Raw genomic sequence first — 16,809 nt, 5'->3', positions numbered from 1 at the left:
TGCACTTACAAAAAAGCCCGGAACCTTAACGGTCCGGGCTTTTTTTCGTTGCGACTCGCCTGTTAAGGGTAAAAAGCCAGCAAACGGTATCCAGAAACCCGTTCTGTAGGCGAAGCTGCTTTCACAGCAAGCGGCAATGACGCCGTGAACTCGGCGCCGGGCTCCAATGTGGACGCCATCCAGCCGATATCTCGTGGCGCCAACACCTTGCGAATCATGCTTTGGTCTTGCATGTCGGTGAGCGTGAGCTCCAATGAGGGAGGCAACACTGGTACCGAACCGGTATTCTTGATGGCCACATTCAAACGGTATACGTCCGAACGGAGTTTGGTAAACGAAGAACTGTCGATCACGACCGCTTCAATCGACTGCAAGGGAGCGAGCTGGCAGCCGGCCCACTCACACAGTACCTCCAGCGCGGGAACGGCCTCAGGCTGATAGGCGGCAATACGGTCCCGCTCTACATACGCGTATTGCAACCCCAGGGCTAGCACCAGTAAGCCAGCAATCCCGGCAAGACCCGACTTGACCAAGGTCCGGTCCCAAAACACCAGCCCATCGCCCTTGGGCATAAATGAAAGCTTTGGCTCGCCAGTTGCTGGAGACGGAGTTGCTTGCGTATAGCGGGGCGCGGGCGAACCAAGGGCGTCTAGATCGCTCTTGTTATAAGACTCTAGAGGTGGCGTATCCGGCTCTGCCCCACCGGCGAGAGCGCCAGGGCTCTGGGCAAGGAAATCATCCAGCGCAGGATCATGATCAACCAGTTGTGCGGGGGCCGAAGACCACGGTTCAGGAGGCGGAGTCTCTGCGTCCAGCGGCTCAACAGCTACCTTTTCGGGTGGCGCAGCATCGTCAGACTCGAATCTCAAAGATGCAGCCCAGTCCGGATCGGGACTGGTAGGTGCAGCAGCTTCACGGGGCTCAGGCTCTGGAGCCGGTTGTGCGTCTGCGGCGGTGTGCAAGTGGGCATTGGCATCAAATACCTCATCACATTGCCCGCACCGCACCCAGCCATCTGAAATACGCAACTGGTCCGGCACGACTTTGAACATCGTGGAGCATGCCGGGCACTGGGTAATCAGACTCATTGCGTCACATTGTAGTGGTCGCAAACACCGCAGTTAAACGGCAGCTGTCATCAAGATCCACCCGTCTTCGGTGTCTGCCACTGAAAGGGTGCAATAAGGCGCATAGGCCGCTTTCAGCTCGTCCGCTTGGCGCTCCAGTATTCCGGCCAGCACGAGGTGCCCGCCCGCCTTGACATGCGCACGCAACAAGGGCGCGAGCACTTTTAATGGGGTCGCCAATATATTGGCCAACACCACATCGAACTCTCCCTGAGCGGCTTCGGGCAAACCGGCAGACAGCTCCACCTGGTTAGCTTGCGCATTCAGTACCGTCGATTCGACCGCAGCCTGATCAATGTCGACCGCGATAACTTCCGTCGCACCGAGTTTCGCTGCTCCAATCGCAAGAATGCCGGAGCCACACCCGTAATCCAGCACCCGGCCCGCAGCGCCGTGGCCTGCGATCCAGCGCAAGCACATGCGCGTCGTCGGATGCGTGCCCGTACCAAAAGCCAGTCCGGGGTCCAAGCGAATGACCTCTCTCGCCTGCGCGGGAGGCTCGTGCCATGTGGGAACGATCCAGAACTCGGGGGTAATCTCCACCGGCGCAAACTGCGACTGGGTCAAGCGCACCCAATCCTGGTCTTCCAAGGCATCGATCCCCAGAACCTGGCAACCTTCAAAGAAATCCTGGGCCTGCAACAGCGCACAAGCCTCATCGGCTTGCGTGCGCTCTGCAAACAAGGCAATCACCCGTGAGCTCTGCCATCCGTCTTTCGGCGGAGGCATACCGGGCTCACCAAACAATGCCTGTTCGGCATCCGTCTGGGCATCAGCGTCTTCGACACTGACGCTCAAGGCGTCCAATGCGTCCAGCGCATCACTCAGGTTTTCGACCCGGTCTTCGGGACACATTAAACGCAATTCAAACATGCAACGCCTTATCGCTTGTGTTGTTCCAGCCAGTGCTCTAGGTAGTGGATATTGGTTCCACCGTCCATGAACTTGGCATCCACCATCAACTCACGATGCAAAGGAATGTTGGTATTGATTCCTTCCACGACCGTCTCCGCCAGCGCGGTACGCATGCGGGCCATCGCCTGCTCGCGAGTGTCGCCGTGCACAATGATCTTGCCAACCATCGAGTCGTAGTTCGGAGGCACAAAGTAGTTGGTGTACACATGCGAGTCCACACGCACACCCGGGCCGCCCGGTGCGTGCCACATGGTGACACGTCCTGGAGACGGCGTGAACTTGTAAGGATCCTCCGCATTCACGCGGCACTCAATGGCGTGGCCACGCACCTCAATCTGGCGCTGGGTAAATGGCAACTTCTCGCCGGCAGCGACCATGATCTGCGTCTTCACGATATCGATACCCGTCACCATTTCGGTGACCGGATGCTCCACCTGAACACGGGTGTTCATTTCAATAAAGTAGAACTCGCCGTCTTCGTAGAGGAATTCAAAGGTTCCCGCTCCGCGATAGCCGATCTTCTTGCAGGCATTAACGCAACGTTCCCCGATGCGTTCAATCAGCTTGCGGTTGATGCCCGGCGCAGGGGACTCTTCCAACACTTTCTGGTGACGGCGCTGCATCGAGCAATCGCGCTCGCCGAGATACACCGCGTTCTTGTGCTTGTCCGCGAGGATTTGGATTTCAATGTGCCGAGGGTTCTGGAGAAACTTCTCCATGTACACCGCCGGGTTGTTGAACGCAGCTCCCGCCTCCGCCTTGGTCATGGCAACCGCATTGACCAACGCGGCTTCCGTGTGGACCACGCGCATACCGCGTCCGCCTCCGCCACCAGCCGCTTTGATGATGACCGGGTAGCCCACGGACTTGGCGATCCGCTTCATGGCGACAGGATCATCCGGCAACTCGCCCTCAGAGCCGGGAACGCAGGGCACGCCCGCCCGGATCATGGCTTGCTTGGCAGACACCTTGTCGCCCATGATGCGAATGGATTCAGGAGTAGGCCCGATGAATTGGAAGCCGCTCTTCTCGACACGCTCGGCAAAGTCTGCGTTTTCACTCAGAAAACCATAGCCGGGGTGGATCGCTTCCGCATCTGTCACCTCAGCCGCCGAAATGATGGCCGGCATATTGAGGTAGCTCAGGCCCGAGGGGGCCGGCCCGATGCAAACCGCTTCTTCAGCAAGCTTGACATACTTGGCTTCGCGGTCCGCCTCGGAATAGACCATGACGGCCTTGATACCCAACTCGCGGCAGGCGCGCTGGATACGCAGCGCAATCTCGCCCCGGTTGGCGACCAGAATTTTCTTGAACATGGGTGCTGCGTTTTATTCGATGATGAACAAGGGCTGGCCGTATTCCACTGCCTGGCCGTTGTCGCTCAAGATCTTGGTCACGGTACCGGACTTGTCTGCCTCGATTTCATTGAGGATCTTCATCGCTTCGATGATGCAGATGGTCTCGCCGACCTTGATCGAATCACCCACTTCGACGAATGGCTTGGCACCCGGAGCGGACGAACGGTAGAAAGTACCCACCATCGGCGACTTCACGGTATGACCGGCATCCGCTACCGGTTCGGCAGCCACTGGCGCTGCAGCAGGTGCGCCGGCAGGAGCCGCAGCAGCCACTGGCGCTGCATACACAGGTGTGGGCGCGTAGCCCTGAACCACAGCACCACCACCCTTGACGATACGGACCTTGCCTTCGGCCTCGGTAATTTCCAGCTCCGACACATTCGAATCAGACACCAGATCGATCAAGGTTTTGAGTTTGCGTAAATCCATGGAATCTCCAACAACCGACATTTGTAAAACGGCGAATTTACAGCAAAACACCGCCAAAAAACCATATCTCCACCCAAATCAAGGGAAAAGACTGGAAAAATGTCTAAATAAAATCGCCCCGAAAGGGCTTGAGACAGTGCTTCCGGGTCGGAAACACTAGGTAAGAGACTCTATTTTACCGCAGCCCAAGCGACCAAGTCTTCCGCGTGGACTCGACCCATCTTGCGCTGCGCAACCGCGCCATCCGAGGCCACCAACACAGAGAACGGCAGCCCCCCGGTCACATTACCCAGCGCGCGGCCGAGTTCCGTCCCTGACAAGCCCGCCAATGCCACGGGAAACTGGAGTGGAACCCGCTGCAAAAACGGCACCACCGCCTCTTTGCGGTCAATCGCCAACCCCAAAACCTGCACGCCTTTGGGGCCTTGTTCGGTATGGAAACGGTCCAACAAAGGCAGCTCATCCACACATGGAGGGCACCAGGTCGCCCAGAAATTGATCAACACGGGGCGCCCTTGAAACTGCTGCATCGCCAGGCTCGTGTCTTGGGGCGTCTGCCATTGCTGCGCCCAAAAACCGGGCACCGGCTCCATCACGGACGACGCTGCTTGTTGGCGCCACGACAAACCAGCTCCTGCCACAGCCGCCACTCCGGCGACTGCGCCCCACAAAACCCTCCGGCGCCGGGCCGAAAGCGCTACCGCGTCCGATTTTTCAGGAATTTGCATCATCCGACTCCAACAAGCGCTGAACTGCCGCCATATTGCCACGGCGGGCACGACCACGGCCATCCGGCTGAAGTGCACCGCGCACATCATCCAGATCATTGACCAAGAGATGCACCCCCACGTGCTCGCCCAAGGGCAGGCACATGGCATGGATGCTCAGGGCATCGACCATCTCCCCTTGCAACCCCGGCACCGAACGCACCTCAAAGCGCACACCCTTGTCAATCAACATGATCTCCGCCGATTTGGGATCATCACAAAACAACTGCAGATAAATATCACTGTTGCGCGTGGCAGTGCCACGCCACACTGCGCCACCAAGGTGAGGCCGAAACGACTCCAGCCGCTCCATCCACTGCACCGCCAGTTGGCGCAGAGCGCGCAACTCCTTGGGCTGGGTATCCGCACAGAAGATGGAGATGTACTCCTCGACCGCGGCCTCTACTTGATCGTTGTCGGGCAAGCTGGACCGGGGCGGAACCCCCATTTGTTTGACCGCGCGGCGCTTGGCCGGACCGTATTCCAGCCCCTCTTCCACTACCAAACGCGCAGCGGTCGCCGCGATTTCTTCTTTTAAATCATCCATGGCCTGATTGTGCCTGCCCGATGAAAGCCCTGCCAAGCGCCTATTTGCTACGTATTTGATAGCTACCTGCGCACACTCCACGGGCGCCAGATGCATAAATCATGCTGAGTCAAGAGTCGGGGACCGCCCCGTAGAATACGGGTCATGCATATTCATATCTTGGGCATTTGCGGCACCTTCATGGGTGGCCTGGCCGCGCTGGCGCGTGAAGCCGGCCACAAAGTGACCGGCTGCGATGCCGGCGTTTACCCCCCGATGAGCGACCAGCTCCGGGCTCTGGGCATCGAACTGATCGAGGGTTTCGGCGCTGAGCAAATGGCATTGCAGCCTGACATGTTCGTGATCGGCAACGTCGTCAGCCGCACCCGGCTCGCCGATGGCACGCCTAAATTCCCGCTCATGGAGGCCATTCTGGATGCAGGCGCCCCCTACACCAGCGGCCCGCAGTGGCTGGCGGAACACGTGCTCCAAGGCCGGCACGTGCTGGCAGTAGCCGGCACCCATGGCAAAACCACCACCACCAGCATGTTGGCCTGGGTGCTGGAGTACGCCGGACTGCAACCCGGATTCCTTGTGGGCGGCGTCCCGTTGAATTTCGGAGTATCGGCAAGACTGGGTGGAGGGCCGTCTGTGCCCACTGCGCAGGTCAAGGAGGAGCCCGCAAAGCGGGCGGGGGGCACGAAGGAGGGGGCGCAGACGGCCCCACACCCCGCATCCAGAGAGAAACTCTTCGTGATCGAGGCCGACGAATACGACACCGCCTTCTTCGACAAGCGCAGCAAGTTCGTGCACTACCGCCCGCGCACCGCCATCCTGAACAACCTGGAATTCGACCACGCCGACATCTTTGACGACCTCGCCGCTATCGAACGGCAGTTCCACCACCTGGTGCGCACCGTGCCCGGTACCGGGCGCGTGGTCGTCAACGGGCTGGAAGACAGCCTCACCCGCGTACTGCACCAAGGCTGCTGGAGCGAACAACGCAGCTTTGGCGCCGCCGTGAACGACTTCTCTGCCGTTGGCGAGCCCCACGACTTTGCGGTTCACCACCACGGCCACGAGGTAGCCCGGGTGCAGTGGGCCTTGGGCGGCGTGCACAACCAGCTCAATGCGCTGGCCGCCATCGCCGCCGCCGACCATGTGGGCGTGCCTCCTGCCGTCGCCGCCGAAGCCCTAGGCCAATTCGTGAACGTTAAGCGCCGCATGGAAGTGCGTGCCACCGCTCCGTTGGCAGGCCAGCCCGGCAGCGCACCCGTCACCATTTACGATGACTTTGCGCACCACCCCACCGCCATCCGCACCACGGTCAACGGCCTGCGCCGCCAGGTCGGCAAGGGGCGCATTCTGGCCGTGTTCGAGCCCCGCTCCAACACCATGAAACTAGGCGCCATGAAAAGCCAGCTCCCCTGGAGCTTGGAAGAAGCCGACCTCGCCTTCTGCCACAGCGGCGGTTTGGGCTGGGACGCAGCCGAAGCACTGGCCCCCGTGGGCGCGCGGGCGCAAGTGGGAGACACCATTGACGCTGTGCTCGCCCAAGTGGCCGCCGCCCTGCAGCCGGGCGATCACGTGCTGTGCATGAGCAACGGCGGCTTCGGCGGCATCCACGCCAAACTTGCCAACTTGCTACAAACTTCATAGCTACTCGCGCAATATCTGCGAGCGCTAGCGCCATATTTGACCCTAAACCCCATGCAAACCGATCCGAACTTTCAACTTCGCCTCCCGGAAGGCGCCCAATTCACCGACCTGAAACTGCGCCGTTGCGACACTGAAGCGATTGATATGGACATGGACCTCATCGAGCGCATCTGCCAACTCAACCAATGGAATGTGGCCAAAGTGCGCGAGAACCCCGGCCCGGTGATCAGCACGATCCTGAGCGTCTGGTACAAAACCCATTTGGCTGCGGGTGGCACGCCGGACGCCGTGATGGAGTCCCTGCGGGCTCCTGCTCCGCTGCAGTAAGGCACAAAAAGAAAGCGGGCCCATCGTGCGATGAAGCCCGCTTGATTGTGCAAGCCGGAGCATTCACTCCGGCTTTTTATGGCGCCATCAGGCTGCGCGACGTGCCTTGACGGCGGCAGACAGCACTTCCAGCGACTCCACCGAATCGTCCCAGCCCAGGCAGGCATCGGTAATGCTCTTGCCGTATTCCAAGGCAGTTGCATCGTCCTTGCCGGGGGTGAACTTCTGGGCGCCGGCGTTCAGGTGGCTTTCCACCATCACGCCGAACACGCTGCGCGAGCCACCACTGATCTGACCGGCAATGTCTTTGGCCACATCGAGCTGCTTCTCGTGCTGCTTGCTGCTGTTGGCGTGGCTGCAGTCCACCATCAGGGTCTGAGGCAGCTTGGCCTTGGCAAGGTCCGCACAAGCCGCGGCCACGTTGGCTGCGTCGTAGTTGGGCGCCTTGCCGCCGCGCAGAATCACGTGGCAGTCCGGGTTGCCGTTGGTTTGCACAATCGCGACCTGGCCGTTTTTGTGCACCGACAAGAAGTGGTGGCCACCCGCGGCAGCTTGAATAGCGTCAGTCGCGATCTTGATGTTGCCATCGGTGCCGTTCTTGAAGCCGATGGGCGCCGAGATGCCGGAGGCCAACTCGCGGTGCACTTGGCTTTCGGTCGTGCGTGCGCCAATGGCGCCCCAGGAGATCAAGTCACCGAGGTACTGGGGCGAAATCACGTCCAGGAACTCGCTGCCCGCGGGCATGCCCAAGCGGTTGATCTCGATCAGCAGCTGGCGCGCGATGCGCAGGCCTTCGTCGATGCGGTAGCTCTCGTCGAGGTAGGGGTCGTTGATCAGGCCCTTCCAGCCCACGGTGGTGCGGGGCTTCTCGAAGTAGACGCGCATCACGATTTCCAGCGTGTCTTTGTACTTCTCGCGCTCCACTTTCAGGCGACGGGCGTAGTCCAGCGCTGCGGCGGGGTCGTGGATGGAGCAGGGGCCAATGATGACCAGCAGACGGTCATCTTTGCCGGCCATGATGTTCTGGATCGTGGCACGGGTGTCCGAAATCAGGGTTTCGGTCGCGCTGCCGCGAATCGGGAAAAAGCGGATGAGGTGCTCTGGAGGGGGCAACACGGTGATGTCCTTGATGCGTTCGTCGTCGGTTTTACTGGTGCGGTCGGCGGGCTGGGCTTGTCCGTACCACTCACCGGTTGCAGAGGCTTTAGCGTTCATGTCAGGTCTCCAGAGTCCAAGTTACAAATAGAACAGGTTGAAAAAGGCATAAAAAAACCGCCGGGGGTGCCGGCGGTTTTTGGGAAGATTCAGGACGTTTCTTTTGGGTACGTTCAGATCTCTCGACCGCCGGATGCGCGTGAGAACCAAAAGTAGCTAAAAAAGAAACGTGCGAAATGCATAAAGCTCAATGTAGCACAGGTTTCTGACAGCGGCTTACGCCACTGGTTAGGCAGTTCCACCTACGGTCAAACCGTCGATGCGCAGCGTGGGCTGGCCCACACCCACCGGCACGCTTTGGCCCTCTTTGCCGCAGGTGCCTACACCAGGGTCCAGCTTCATGTCGTTACCGATCATGGAGACGCGCTTCAGGCACTCGGGGCCGCTACCCACCAGCGTCGCGCCCTTGACGGGGTATTGGATCTTGCCGTTTTCCACCCAATAAGCTTCGCTGGCAGAGAACACAAATTTGCCGCTGGTGATGTCGACCTGGCCGCCACCGAAGTTGGGGGCATATAGGCCTTTCTTGATGCTGGCGATGATTTCTTCCGGCGCCTTGTCGCCACCCAGCATGTAGGTGTTGGTCATGCGAGGCATGGGCAGGTGGGCGTAGCTCTCGCGGCGGCCGTTGCCGGTGGGCTTTACGCCCATCAGGCGTGCGTTCATGCTGTCCTGGATATAGCCCTTCAAGATGCCGTCTTCAATCAACACGTTGCGCTGGCTGGGGTTGCCTTCGTCATCCACGTTGAGCGAGCCACGGCGGTCGGCAATGGTGCCGTCGTCCAGCACGGTCACGCCCTTTGCCGCCACGCGCTGGCCGATGCGACCACTGAAGGCGCTGCTGCCCTTGCGGTTGAAGTCGCCTTCTAGCCCGTGGCCGATAGCTTCGTGCAACAGGATGCCGGGCCAACCGGCGCCCAGCACCACGGTCATCTCACCGGCAGGCGCTGGGCGGGCATCCAGGTTGGTCAGCGCGGCGTGCACCGCTTGGTCCACGTAGTCCTCAATTTGCGCATCGGTGAAGTACGCCAGCCCGAAGCGGCCACCGCCGCCGCTGGAGCCTACCTCGCGGCGGCCTTTTTGCTCGGCAATCACGGTCACGCTCAGGCGCACCAGCGGACGCACGTCGGCGGCCAGCGTACCGTCAGCACGGGCGACCATCACCACGTCGTATTCGGCGGCCAAGCCGGCCATCACCTGAATGATGCGCGGGTCTTTGGCGCGCGCCAGTTTCTCCACCTTGCCTAGCAACTCCACCTTGGCGGTGCTGTCCAGCGTGGCAATCGGATCCAGCCCGGCGTAGAGCTTGCGGCCACCCGCTATCTTTTGGGTAGCAGTCTTCGCACGTTTGTTCTGGGCTGCAGCCGAAATGGTGCGCACGGTGCGAGCTGCATCCAGCAGCGAAGCTTCAGAAATGTCGTCGGAATACGCGAAGGCAGTTTTCTCGCCGCTCACCGCGCGAACGCCCACGCCTTGGTCGATGCTGAAGGAACCGGTTTTGACGATGCCTTCTTCGAGGCTCCAGCCCTCAGAGCGGGTGTATTGGAAGTACAGGTCCGCCTCGTCCACCTGGTGCGCCTTGATTTCGTTCAGCGCGCGGGTGAGATGGCTCTCATCCAGCCCGAAGGGCGTCAGCAACAGGGATTTGGCCGTGGCCAAGCGTTCGATGGTGGGTTCGCGGGAGATCATGCGGCCATTTTAGGCCTCTGCACGGCCGGCGCAGTGGCTGTGTCGCCAGAGTCGGGGCCTGCCACAGGGGTATGGCTGCTCAGCGCTTCAAAAATTCCAGCAATGCCGCGTCGTCCATTCCGGCCAGGCCAGCCCGCACCGCCTGTGCGAACACCGTGCTGACCGCTTCACCCAAGGGCCCGGCAAAACCGGCAGCCTGTGCCGCATCCAGAGCCAAACGGGTGTCTTTGGCCAGCAAGGTCATGTGAGCGCGTGGCGCGAAATCTCCGGCCACGGCACGGCGCATACGGTCAGACCCGATCCAGCTCTGGCCACTGCTCTGGGCAATTACGTCCAGCGTGCGGCTGGCATCCAGCCCCAAGCGGTCGGCCAGCGCCATCGCCTCTGCGGCTCCCACCAAATTGATACCCGCCAGCAGGTTATTGACCAGCTTGGTGCGTGCGCCGTCGCCGGGCCGATCGCTGATATCAAACACCTTGCTAGACAAGGCTTCCAGCAAAGGGCGACATATCGACCGCGCGGCACCAGGCCCAGCCACCATAAAGCTCATGCTGCCGTCCAGCGCACGCGCGGGGCCGCCGGACATGGGGGCATCCAGGGTCCAGACCCCTTGAGCGAGTAGCTGCGTGGCAATCGACTCCACATCGTGCGGGGCAATGGTCGGGCACAGCATGACCACATGGCCTGCGGGCAGGTGCCGGGCCAATCCCCCGGTGCCAAAAAGCACATCACGGACTTGGGCCGCATCGACCACACACAGAATAGTTGCTATGCTTTTAGAAGCATTGTGCGCAATATCTTCGGGCGCTAGAGCACCAAAAGGCAACAAAGCCTCTACTTTGCCCCGATCCAGATCATGGATGGCTGGGGCCCACCCCGGCTGGGCCAGGCGCTGCGCCATGGCGCCGCCCATGTTGCCCACCCCGATTAGCGTGACAGCGAACCCTGCCACCTTAGCTTTGCACCAGGCGTTTGGAGTTGGCAATCGACATCAAAATGCCAAGCGCCAGCCCCAGGGTCACCATAGCAGTCCCGCCGTAGCTGATAAACGGCAAGGGCACCCCCACCACCGGCAAGATACCGCTGACCATGCCCATGTTCACAAAGGCGTAGGTAAAAAAGATCATCGTGGCAGCGCCGGCCAAGAGGCGGGAGAAAAGCGTCGGCGCCTCCAGCGCAATTGCCAGTCCGCGCAGGATCAAGAAGACAAATGCACAGAGCAAAAACACATTGCCGATCAACCCGAACTCCTCAGAGTAGGCTGCAAAAATAAAATCAGTGGTGCGCTCAGGAATGAACTCGAGGTGCGTTTGGGTCCCCTGCATGAAGCCCATGCCGGTAATGCCACCGGAACCAATCGCAATCATTCCTTGGATGATGTGAAAACCTTTACCCAACGGGTCTTTGGTCGGATCCAGCAGGGTACAAATTCGCTGCTGCTGGTAGTCGTGCAGTACCGACCAGCGCACACCTTCCGCACAGAGCTGCGGCTCAAACGCGACCAGCAACACAATGCCGACCACCGCGACTACGACAGGCGGAATCACCAGTTTCCAACTCATCCCCGCGAAAAAAATCACGGCCAAACCGGCGGCCATGACCAATAGCGAGGTGCCGAGATCGGGTTGCTTCATGATCAAGCCGACCGGGACGGCCAGTAAACCACCGGCCACCACGAAGTCGAGGGGGCGCAACTGCCCCTCGCGCTTCTGGAACCACCAAGCCAGCATCAGCGGCATGGCGATCTTCATGATCTCACTGGGTTGGATCACCACCCCAATATTGACCCAGCGCTTGGCCCCTTTCTTAGTGATACCGAAAATCGCCACCGCGATCAATAGCGCCACCCCCACGGTGTAGAGCGGCACGGCCACCAGCATCAAACGCTGCGGGGGGACTTGGGCCACCACAAACATGATGGTGGCCGCAATCAGCATGTTGCGGCCATGGTCCTCAAACCGGGTGCCGTGGTCGAAACCCGATGAATACATGATGAGCAAGCCGGCGCACGCCAGCATGAACACCGCAAAGGCCAAGGGCCCGTCAAACCCCGAAAACCAGGGTGCAATGCGCTGACGCAGGGAGACTTTTCCGAATTGGTACGACATAGCCATGGATTATCCCCAAGCCACCGCCGATTACCATCCTGACATGGCCATCACCCACTTGCTTTACCTTCACGGTTTTCGCTCTTCCCCGCATTCTCACAAGGCGCAAGCCATGGCGGCTTATACGGGCAGCCACTTTCCGCAAGTTCAGTGGTGGTGCCCCCAACTGCCGCCCTCCCCTCGCGCTGCCATGGCCCTGATGATGCGGGGCATAGCCGACTGGCCCACAGCGCACATGGCGGTAGTGGGCTCGTCGCTCGGCGGCTTTTACGCGACCCACATCGCCGAAGCGACGGGCTGCCTCGCCTTGCTGATCAACCCCGCGGTCGATCCGGCGCGCGATCTGGGCAAGTACATCGGCGAAAACCGCCAATGGCACGCGCCCGAGGAAAGTTTCTACTTTTTGCCCGAGTACGTAGATGAACTGCGCAGCCTGGAGGTGGGCGCCTTGCAACACCCCGCGCGCTACCGCACCATCCTGGCCAAGGGCGACGAGGTGCTCGATTGGCGCGAAATGCACGCCCGCTACGCCTACACCCGGCTCACCTTGCTGGAAGGGGGCGACCATGCGCTCACGGGTTTCGAGGCCTTTTTGCCTGACTTGGCCGCCTTCATGGGCCTGATGGGCGACACCGGCACTAGTGCCTAAAACCCTTCGGTTCCAGAGGCCTGAACCGGCGGGTTCGGGACGACCCGTTTTGCGGGGACAATCCACCCCCTATGTTTGTACTGTTTGAAGAAGCCGGAAAGTTCATGGCCGGTCGCGTCCTGTCCGAGGCAGAAGCCTCTGCACAGGTGGAGTTGGATTCCGGCAAGCGCGTCAAGGTCAAGTCGGCCCACGTGCTGATCAAGTTCGAAAAGCCCGCCCCTGCTGATTTTGTAGCCGCAGCCCAGGCGCAGGCCGCAGGCATTGAGCTGGACATGGCCTACGAATTTGCCCCCGACGAAGAGTTCGGCTTTGCCGATCTCGCCAAAGACTATTTCTCGGCGCAGGCCAGCCAGGCCGAGCAAGCCGGCATGCTGTTCAAGTTGTTTGACACGCCGCACTATTTCCGCCGCGCCGGCAAGGGCCGCTTCAAGAAGGCGCCCGCCGACATCATTGCGCAGGCGTTGGCCGCCATTGAGAAAAAGCGCCTGATTGCCGAGCAGATCAATCAGTGGGCTCAAGAGCTGGCGGATGGCACCTGCCCGCAGGCTATCAAGGACCAGCTGTACAAAATCCTGTTCAAGCCGGACAAAAACGCCCCCGAGTACAAAGCCGTGGTCGAGGCCAGCCGCGCCACCCATATTGCGCCGCTGGAGCTGCTGCAAAAGGCCGGTGCGATTGCCTCGCCCTACCTGTTCCACTGGAAGCGTTTTTTGCTGGAGAACTTTCCCAAGGGCACCGGCTTTCCCGCGATTGCCGCACCGGCCATTGCAGACGAGTTGCCGGTGGCGGCGGTGCAGGCCTTTTCGATTGACGATTCGCAAACCACCGAAATCGACGACGCCCTGAGCGTGCAGGGCCTAGGGTCAGGCACCGTGACGGTGGGTATCCACATCGCCGCGCCCGGCCTGGCCGTGCAGCCCGGCAGCCCGGTGGACGTGCTGGGCCGCGCCCGCCTGTCCACGGTGTACATGCCCGGCCACAAGGTCACGATGCTGCCCGACGAGGTGGTGCAGACCTACACGCTGATGGAGGGGCGCGATTGCCCGTCCGTTTCGCTCTATGTCACCGTCAATGAAGAGACGCTGGAAATCCAGAGCAGCGAGACCAAGCTAGAGCGGGTGCCGATTGCCCACAACCTGCGCCACGACCAGCTCGACAGCGTGGTCACCGAGCAGTGGCTAACTGATGCCTCGTTTAACCATGAAAATGACACCCAGCCCGCAGCAGGTCTGCGCGAGCAGCTATCATTTTTGCACCGACTAGCCCGCGATCTGAAGGCCAAGCGCGAGATCGTGCGCGGCAAGCCCGAGACCTTCAACCGCCCGGACTACAACTTCCGCCTGCAAGGCAACGACGGCGCGGAGCCTCAGGGCGACGAGACAGTGCTCATCAGCATCCGCCAGCGCGGTGCCCCGCTGGACCTGATCGTGGCCGAGGCCATGATTCTGGCCAACAGCACCTGGGGCAGCTGGCTCGCAGAGATGGGTGTGCCCGGCATCTACCGCAGCCAGGCATCGCTGGCGCCCGGCGTCAAAGTGCGCATGGGTACCAAGGCCCTGCCGCATGCGGGTATCGGCGTCAAAGCGTATTCGTGGGCGACCTCGCCGCTGCGCCGCTACACCGACCTGGTGAACCAGTGGCAGATCATTGCCTGTGCCCGCCACGGCAAGACGGCGGCGCTCGTCGCGCCCTTCAAGCCCAAGGATGCGGAGCTGTTCGCCATCATCTCCTCGTTTGACGCGGCTTACAGCGCTTACAACGGTTACCAGGGCGCCATGGAGCGCTTCTGGACCATGCGTTACGCCCAGCAGCACGGCATCACCGAGCTCACCGCCAGCCTGTTCAAAGACGGCATGGTGCGCGCCGACGACATTCCGCTGGTGCTTCCGGTCCTGGGTGCCCAAGGCCTGCCCCGCCACGCCAAGGTGCGCGTCAAGCTGGGGGAGATGGACCTCATCACCCTGGATGTACATGGCACGGTGCTGGAACGCCTGGACGCACCAGTCGAGACAGAGGCCACCGAAGACGAGGACGACAGCGAAGACGATGTGGCAGGCCCGATCGCGATTGCAGTGGACGTGAACGAAGCGCCGGATGCCGGCGGTGATAATCCCACCCCGTGACGCTCCCCAAACTGACCACGCTCCAATGGGCTCTGGGTGTATCCATCGCGGTACACGCGGCGCTGTTGACCGTGCGTTTTGTCGACCCTGAGGCCTTTAACCGGGTGTTCGAGGACCAGCCACTGGAAGTCATTCTGGTGAACGCCAAGAGCAAAGAAAAACCGGAGAAGGCCCAGGCGATTGCCCAAACCAATTTGGCCGGTGGCGGCGATGTGGAAAAAGGCCGGGCCACCAGCCCCTTGCCGCCCTCGGCGTTTACCGACATCGGCGACACCCTCGAAGAAGAGAGCGCACGCAAACTGCAAAGCCTGCAGGAGCAGCAAAACCTGTTGCTCGCGCAAGTCAAGAGCCAACTGGCCGCCCTACCCCCGCCCGACCCCAATAAACTGGCAGACAAGTCAGACCGGGCCGAGCGCGAGGAAAAGCGCCGGCAGCTGATGAAGTTGCTGGCCGAAATCGAGCGGCGCATCAACATGGAGAACGCGCGCCCGAAAAAGCGCTATGTGAGCCCCTCTGTGCGTGAAGAGGTGTATGCGGTCTATTACGACCAGCTGCGCCAGCGTATCGAGGAAAAAGGCACCGACAACTTCCCCCAAAGCGGCGGCAAGAAGCTGTATGGCGAGCTGACCATGATCGTCACCATCAACTTTGATGGCCGGGTCATCGACGCGGAGGTGGTGCAGAGCTCGGGCAACCCGGTGCTCGACAAGCGCGCCCAAGCGATTGCCCGCTCGGCAGGCCCATTCGGCAACTTCAATGCCGCCATGCGGCGCCAGGCAGACCAGATTCTGGTGGTGTCCCGCTTCAAGTTCACCCGTGACGAGACATTGGAAGCCAAGGTCTCGTCTTCCACGGCCCGATGAGATCGCTGTTGCGTTGGGTGCTGCTGTGTGGCGTAGCGTTTGTCTCGCTGCAGCTGTATTTTGTGGGCCGGATTGCTGCCATGGCGGTAGTCGACCCGCAGTCCACCGCCTTTGAACGCTCCGAGGCATGGCGAGTCGCCCGGGAGCGCGACATCTTCCGCTGGCGCCAGGAGTGGGTGCCTTACGAGCGGATTTCAGACAACCTGAAACGCGCCGTGATTGCCTCGGAAGACGATAGCTTCCGCCAACACGACGGGGTGGACTGGGAAGCCCTGGAGAAGACATGGGCCAAAAACGCCAAAGCAGAGCAGCGCGCCGAGCAGCGCCTCAGCCAAGGCAAGGCCAGCACCAAGCCCCCGAAGATCGTGGGCGGCTCCACCATTACGCAGCAATTGGCCAAGAACCTGTTTTTGTCGGGCGAGCGCACCTTGCTGCGCAAGGGCCAAGAGTTTGTGCTGACCTTGCTGCTGGAGCAGTTGCTGAGCAAGCAACGCATTCTGGAGATTTACCTCAATAGCGTGGAATGGGGCGAAGGTGTGTTCGGCGCGGAGGCCGCGGCTCAACACTATTTCCGCAAACCCGCCAGCAAGCTCAGCGCCTACGAGGCGGCCCGTTTGGCCGTGATGTTGCCGCGGCCCAAGTTTTTTGAGAAAACGCCTAACTCGGGCTACCTGAACAGCCGCGCTGGCACCATCGTGGCGCGGATGGCGGACGCGCAGCTGCCCTGAGTTCATTTTGGCTTCGGGCTGCTTTGGCTGTTGCCTGCAGCGGAGCAGGCATGAGTCCCGCCGCTCGTGTCCCCCGGCCTTCGGCCTCCTCCTTGACCTCGCTTTGGGACTCACGCCTGCTTCACTGCTGGAATAAGCTGCTTTCCCGCATTTTTGACTTCGCGTAACAGCACCACTGGAAGCGGTGGTCGGGGTGTTCTGCATAGTGAGGTCAAGGAGGAGCCCGCACAGCGGGCGGGGGACACGAACGGTGCAGAGCACCCCGGACACCGCTTCCAGCGCCCATAAAAAGGCTGGCGCCGCTAGAGCGACACAAAGCCCCAGAG

At 61.0% G+C, this 16,809-nt stretch carries 16 protein-coding genes; 6 read left to right on the top strand and 10 right to left on the bottom strand.

Annotated elements, in window-relative coordinates; genetic code table 11:
• Positions 1-62: 62 nt before the first annotated feature.
• The 6 genes from U5L73_RS05040 to U5L73_RS05015 all read right to left on the bottom strand — a co-directional run bounded on the left by U5L73_RS05040 (position 63) and on the right by U5L73_RS05015 (position 5,143).
• The gene (locus U5L73_RS05040; RefSeq protein WP_322561317.1) at positions 63-1,088 is read right to left on the bottom strand and encodes a zinc-ribbon and DUF3426 domain-containing protein; all 1,026 of its coding nucleotides are present in this window, start codon (positions 1,086-1,088) and stop codon (positions 63-65) included.
• Positions 1,089-1,121: 33 nt separating this feature from the next.
• The gene (prmA, locus tag U5L73_RS05035) at positions 1,122-2,000 is read right to left on the bottom strand and encodes a 50S ribosomal protein L11 methyltransferase (RefSeq protein WP_322561316.1); all 879 of its coding nucleotides are present in this window, start codon (positions 1,998-2,000) and stop codon (positions 1,122-1,124) included.
• An 8-nt stretch (positions 2,001-2,008) separates the two neighbouring features.
• The gene (gene accC / locus U5L73_RS05030) at positions 2,009-3,358 is read right to left on the bottom strand and encodes an acetyl-CoA carboxylase biotin carboxylase subunit (RefSeq protein WP_322561315.1); all 1,350 of its coding nucleotides are present in this window, start codon (positions 3,356-3,358) and stop codon (positions 2,009-2,011) included.
• Positions 3,359-3,370: 12 nt separating this feature from the next.
• Positions 3,371-3,829, bottom strand: a complete 459-nt coding sequence (gene accB / locus U5L73_RS05025) for an acetyl-CoA carboxylase biotin carboxyl carrier protein (RefSeq protein WP_322561314.1) — start codon at positions 3,827-3,829, stop codon at positions 3,371-3,373.
• A gap of 170 nt (positions 3,830-3,999) precedes the next feature.
• Positions 4,000-4,557 carry a TlpA disulfide reductase family protein gene (locus U5L73_RS05020; protein WP_322561313.1) on the bottom strand — a complete coding sequence of 186 codons (558 nt, stop codon included), beginning with the start codon at positions 4,555-4,557 and terminating at the stop codon, positions 4,000-4,002.
• Positions 4,544-5,143, bottom strand: coding sequence for a hypothetical protein (locus U5L73_RS05015; RefSeq protein ID WP_322561312.1), 600 nt, complete (start codon positions 5,141-5,143; stop codon positions 4,544-4,546). Before U5L73_RS05015 ends, U5L73_RS05020 begins: the two co-directional genes overlap by 14 nt.
• 144 nt (positions 5,144-5,287) lie before the next feature.
• Here U5L73_RS05015 and mpl point away from each other — a divergent pair, with 144 nt between their 5' ends.
• Both mpl and U5L73_RS05005 read left to right on the top strand, forming a co-directional pair.
• Positions 5,288-6,781: a UDP-N-acetylmuramate:L-alanyl-gamma-D-glutamyl-meso-diaminopimelate ligase gene (gene mpl / locus U5L73_RS05010; protein WP_322561311.1), complete on the top strand. Its 1,494-nt coding sequence runs from the start codon at positions 5,288-5,290 to the stop codon at positions 6,779-6,781.
• Positions 6,782-6,832: 51 nt separating this feature from the next.
• The gene (locus U5L73_RS05005) at positions 6,833-7,108 is read left to right on the top strand and encodes a hypothetical protein (RefSeq protein WP_322561310.1); all 276 of its coding nucleotides are present in this window, start codon (positions 6,833-6,835) and stop codon (positions 7,106-7,108) included.
• An 87-nt stretch (positions 7,109-7,195) separates the two neighbouring features.
• On the opposite strand, the gene U5L73_RS05000 is transcribed toward U5L73_RS05005, so the two are convergent.
• The 4 genes from U5L73_RS05000 to rodA all read right to left on the bottom strand — a co-directional run bounded on the left by U5L73_RS05000 (position 7,196) and on the right by rodA (position 12,120).
• On the bottom strand, positions 7,196-8,323 hold the full coding sequence (locus tag U5L73_RS05000; RefSeq protein ID WP_322561309.1) for a 3-deoxy-7-phosphoheptulonate synthase: 1,128 nt from the start codon (positions 8,321-8,323) through the stop codon (positions 7,196-7,198).
• 228 nt (positions 8,324-8,551) lie between these two features.
• On the bottom strand, positions 8,552-10,012 hold the full coding sequence (tldD, locus tag U5L73_RS04995) for a metalloprotease TldD (protein ID WP_322561308.1): 1,461 nt from the start codon (positions 10,010-10,012) through the stop codon (positions 8,552-8,554).
• Between the two features lie 79 nt (positions 10,013-10,091).
• Positions 10,092-10,964, bottom strand: coding sequence for an NAD(P)-dependent oxidoreductase (locus U5L73_RS04990; RefSeq protein WP_322561307.1), 873 nt, complete (start codon positions 10,962-10,964; stop codon positions 10,092-10,094).
• A 1-nt stretch (position 10,965) separates the two neighbouring features.
• Positions 10,966-12,120 carry a rod shape-determining protein RodA gene (gene rodA, locus U5L73_RS04985; RefSeq protein WP_322561306.1) on the bottom strand — a complete coding sequence of 385 codons (1,155 nt, stop codon included), beginning with the start codon at positions 12,118-12,120 and terminating at the stop codon, positions 10,966-10,968.
• A gap of 4 nt (positions 12,121-12,124) precedes the next feature.
• Between rodA and U5L73_RS04980 the strand changes: the two genes are divergently transcribed.
• The 4 genes from U5L73_RS04980 to mtgA all read left to right on the top strand — a co-directional run bounded on the left by U5L73_RS04980 (position 12,125) and on the right by mtgA (position 16,483).
• Positions 12,125-12,769 carry a YqiA/YcfP family alpha/beta fold hydrolase gene (locus tag U5L73_RS04980; protein WP_322561305.1) on the top strand — a complete coding sequence of 215 codons (645 nt, stop codon included), beginning with the start codon at positions 12,125-12,127 and terminating at the stop codon, positions 12,767-12,769.
• Between the two features lie 71 nt (positions 12,770-12,840).
• The gene (locus tag U5L73_RS04975; RefSeq protein ID WP_322561304.1) at positions 12,841-14,892 is read left to right on the top strand and encodes a ribonuclease catalytic domain-containing protein; all 2,052 of its coding nucleotides are present in this window, start codon (positions 12,841-12,843) and stop codon (positions 14,890-14,892) included.
• Positions 14,889-15,755 carry a TonB family protein gene (locus U5L73_RS04970; protein WP_322561303.1) on the top strand — a complete coding sequence of 289 codons (867 nt, stop codon included), beginning with the start codon at positions 14,889-14,891 and terminating at the stop codon, positions 15,753-15,755. Before U5L73_RS04975 ends, U5L73_RS04970 begins: the two co-directional genes overlap by 4 nt.
• Positions 15,752-16,483 carry a monofunctional biosynthetic peptidoglycan transglycosylase gene (mtgA, locus tag U5L73_RS04965; RefSeq protein WP_322561302.1) on the top strand — a complete coding sequence of 244 codons (732 nt, stop codon included), beginning with the start codon at positions 15,752-15,754 and terminating at the stop codon, positions 16,481-16,483. The genes U5L73_RS04970 and mtgA overlap by 4 nt, the downstream gene beginning before the upstream one ends.
• The last annotated feature ends 326 nt before the right edge of the window (positions 16,484-16,809 follow it).

It is taken from the genome of Rhodoferax sp., assembly GCF_034520025.1.
In the GTDB taxonomy this organism is placed as follows: Bacteria; Pseudomonadota; Gammaproteobacteria; order Burkholderiales; family Burkholderiaceae_C; genus Allorhodoferax.
This window is presented reverse-complemented; position numbering and strand designations above follow the sequence as displayed.

Bases quoted from the DNA above. Each gene is read 5' to 3' on its own strand.
- U5L73_RS05040 (WP_322561317.1), bottom strand. From the start codon at position 1,088: ATGAGTCTGATTACCCAGTGCCCGGCATGCTCCACGATGTTCAAAGTC.
- prmA (WP_322561316.1), bottom strand. From the start codon at position 2,000: ATGTTTGAATTGCGTTTAATGTGTCCCGAAGACCGGGTCGAAAACCTG.
- accC (WP_322561315.1), bottom strand. From the start codon at position 3,358: ATGTTCAAGAAAATTCTGGTCGCCAACCGGGGCGAGATTGCGCTGCGT.
- accB (WP_322561314.1), bottom strand. From the start codon at position 3,829: ATGGATTTACGCAAACTCAAAACCTTGATCGATCTGGTGTCTGATTCG.
- U5L73_RS05020 (WP_322561313.1), bottom strand. From the start codon at position 4,557: ATGCAAATTCCTGAAAAATCGGACGCGGTAGCGCTTTCGGCCCGGCGC.
- U5L73_RS05015 (WP_322561312.1), bottom strand. From the start codon at position 5,143: ATGGATGATTTAAAAGAAGAAATCGCGGCGACCGCTGCGCGTTTGGTA.
- mpl (WP_322561311.1), top strand. From the start codon at position 5,288: ATGCATATTCATATCTTGGGCATTTGCGGCACCTTCATGGGTGGCCTG.
- U5L73_RS05005 (WP_322561310.1), top strand. From the start codon at position 6,833: ATGCAAACCGATCCGAACTTTCAACTTCGCCTCCCGGAAGGCGCCCAA.
- U5L73_RS05000 (WP_322561309.1), bottom strand. From the start codon at position 8,323: ATGAACGCTAAAGCCTCTGCAACCGGTGAGTGGTACGGACAAGCCCAG.
- tldD (WP_322561308.1), bottom strand. From the start codon at position 10,012: ATGATCTCCCGCGAACCCACCATCGAACGCTTGGCCACGGCCAAATCC.
- rodA (WP_322561306.1), bottom strand. From the start codon at position 12,120: ATGTCGTACCAATTCGGAAAAGTCTCCCTGCGTCAGCGCATTGCACCC.
- U5L73_RS04980 (WP_322561305.1), top strand. From the start codon at position 12,125: ATGGATTATCCCCAAGCCACCGCCGATTACCATCCTGACATGGCCATC.
- U5L73_RS04975 (WP_322561304.1), top strand. From the start codon at position 12,841: ATGTTTGTACTGTTTGAAGAAGCCGGAAAGTTCATGGCCGGTCGCGTC.
- mtgA (WP_322561302.1), top strand. From the start codon at position 15,752: ATGAGATCGCTGTTGCGTTGGGTGCTGCTGTGTGGCGTAGCGTTTGTC.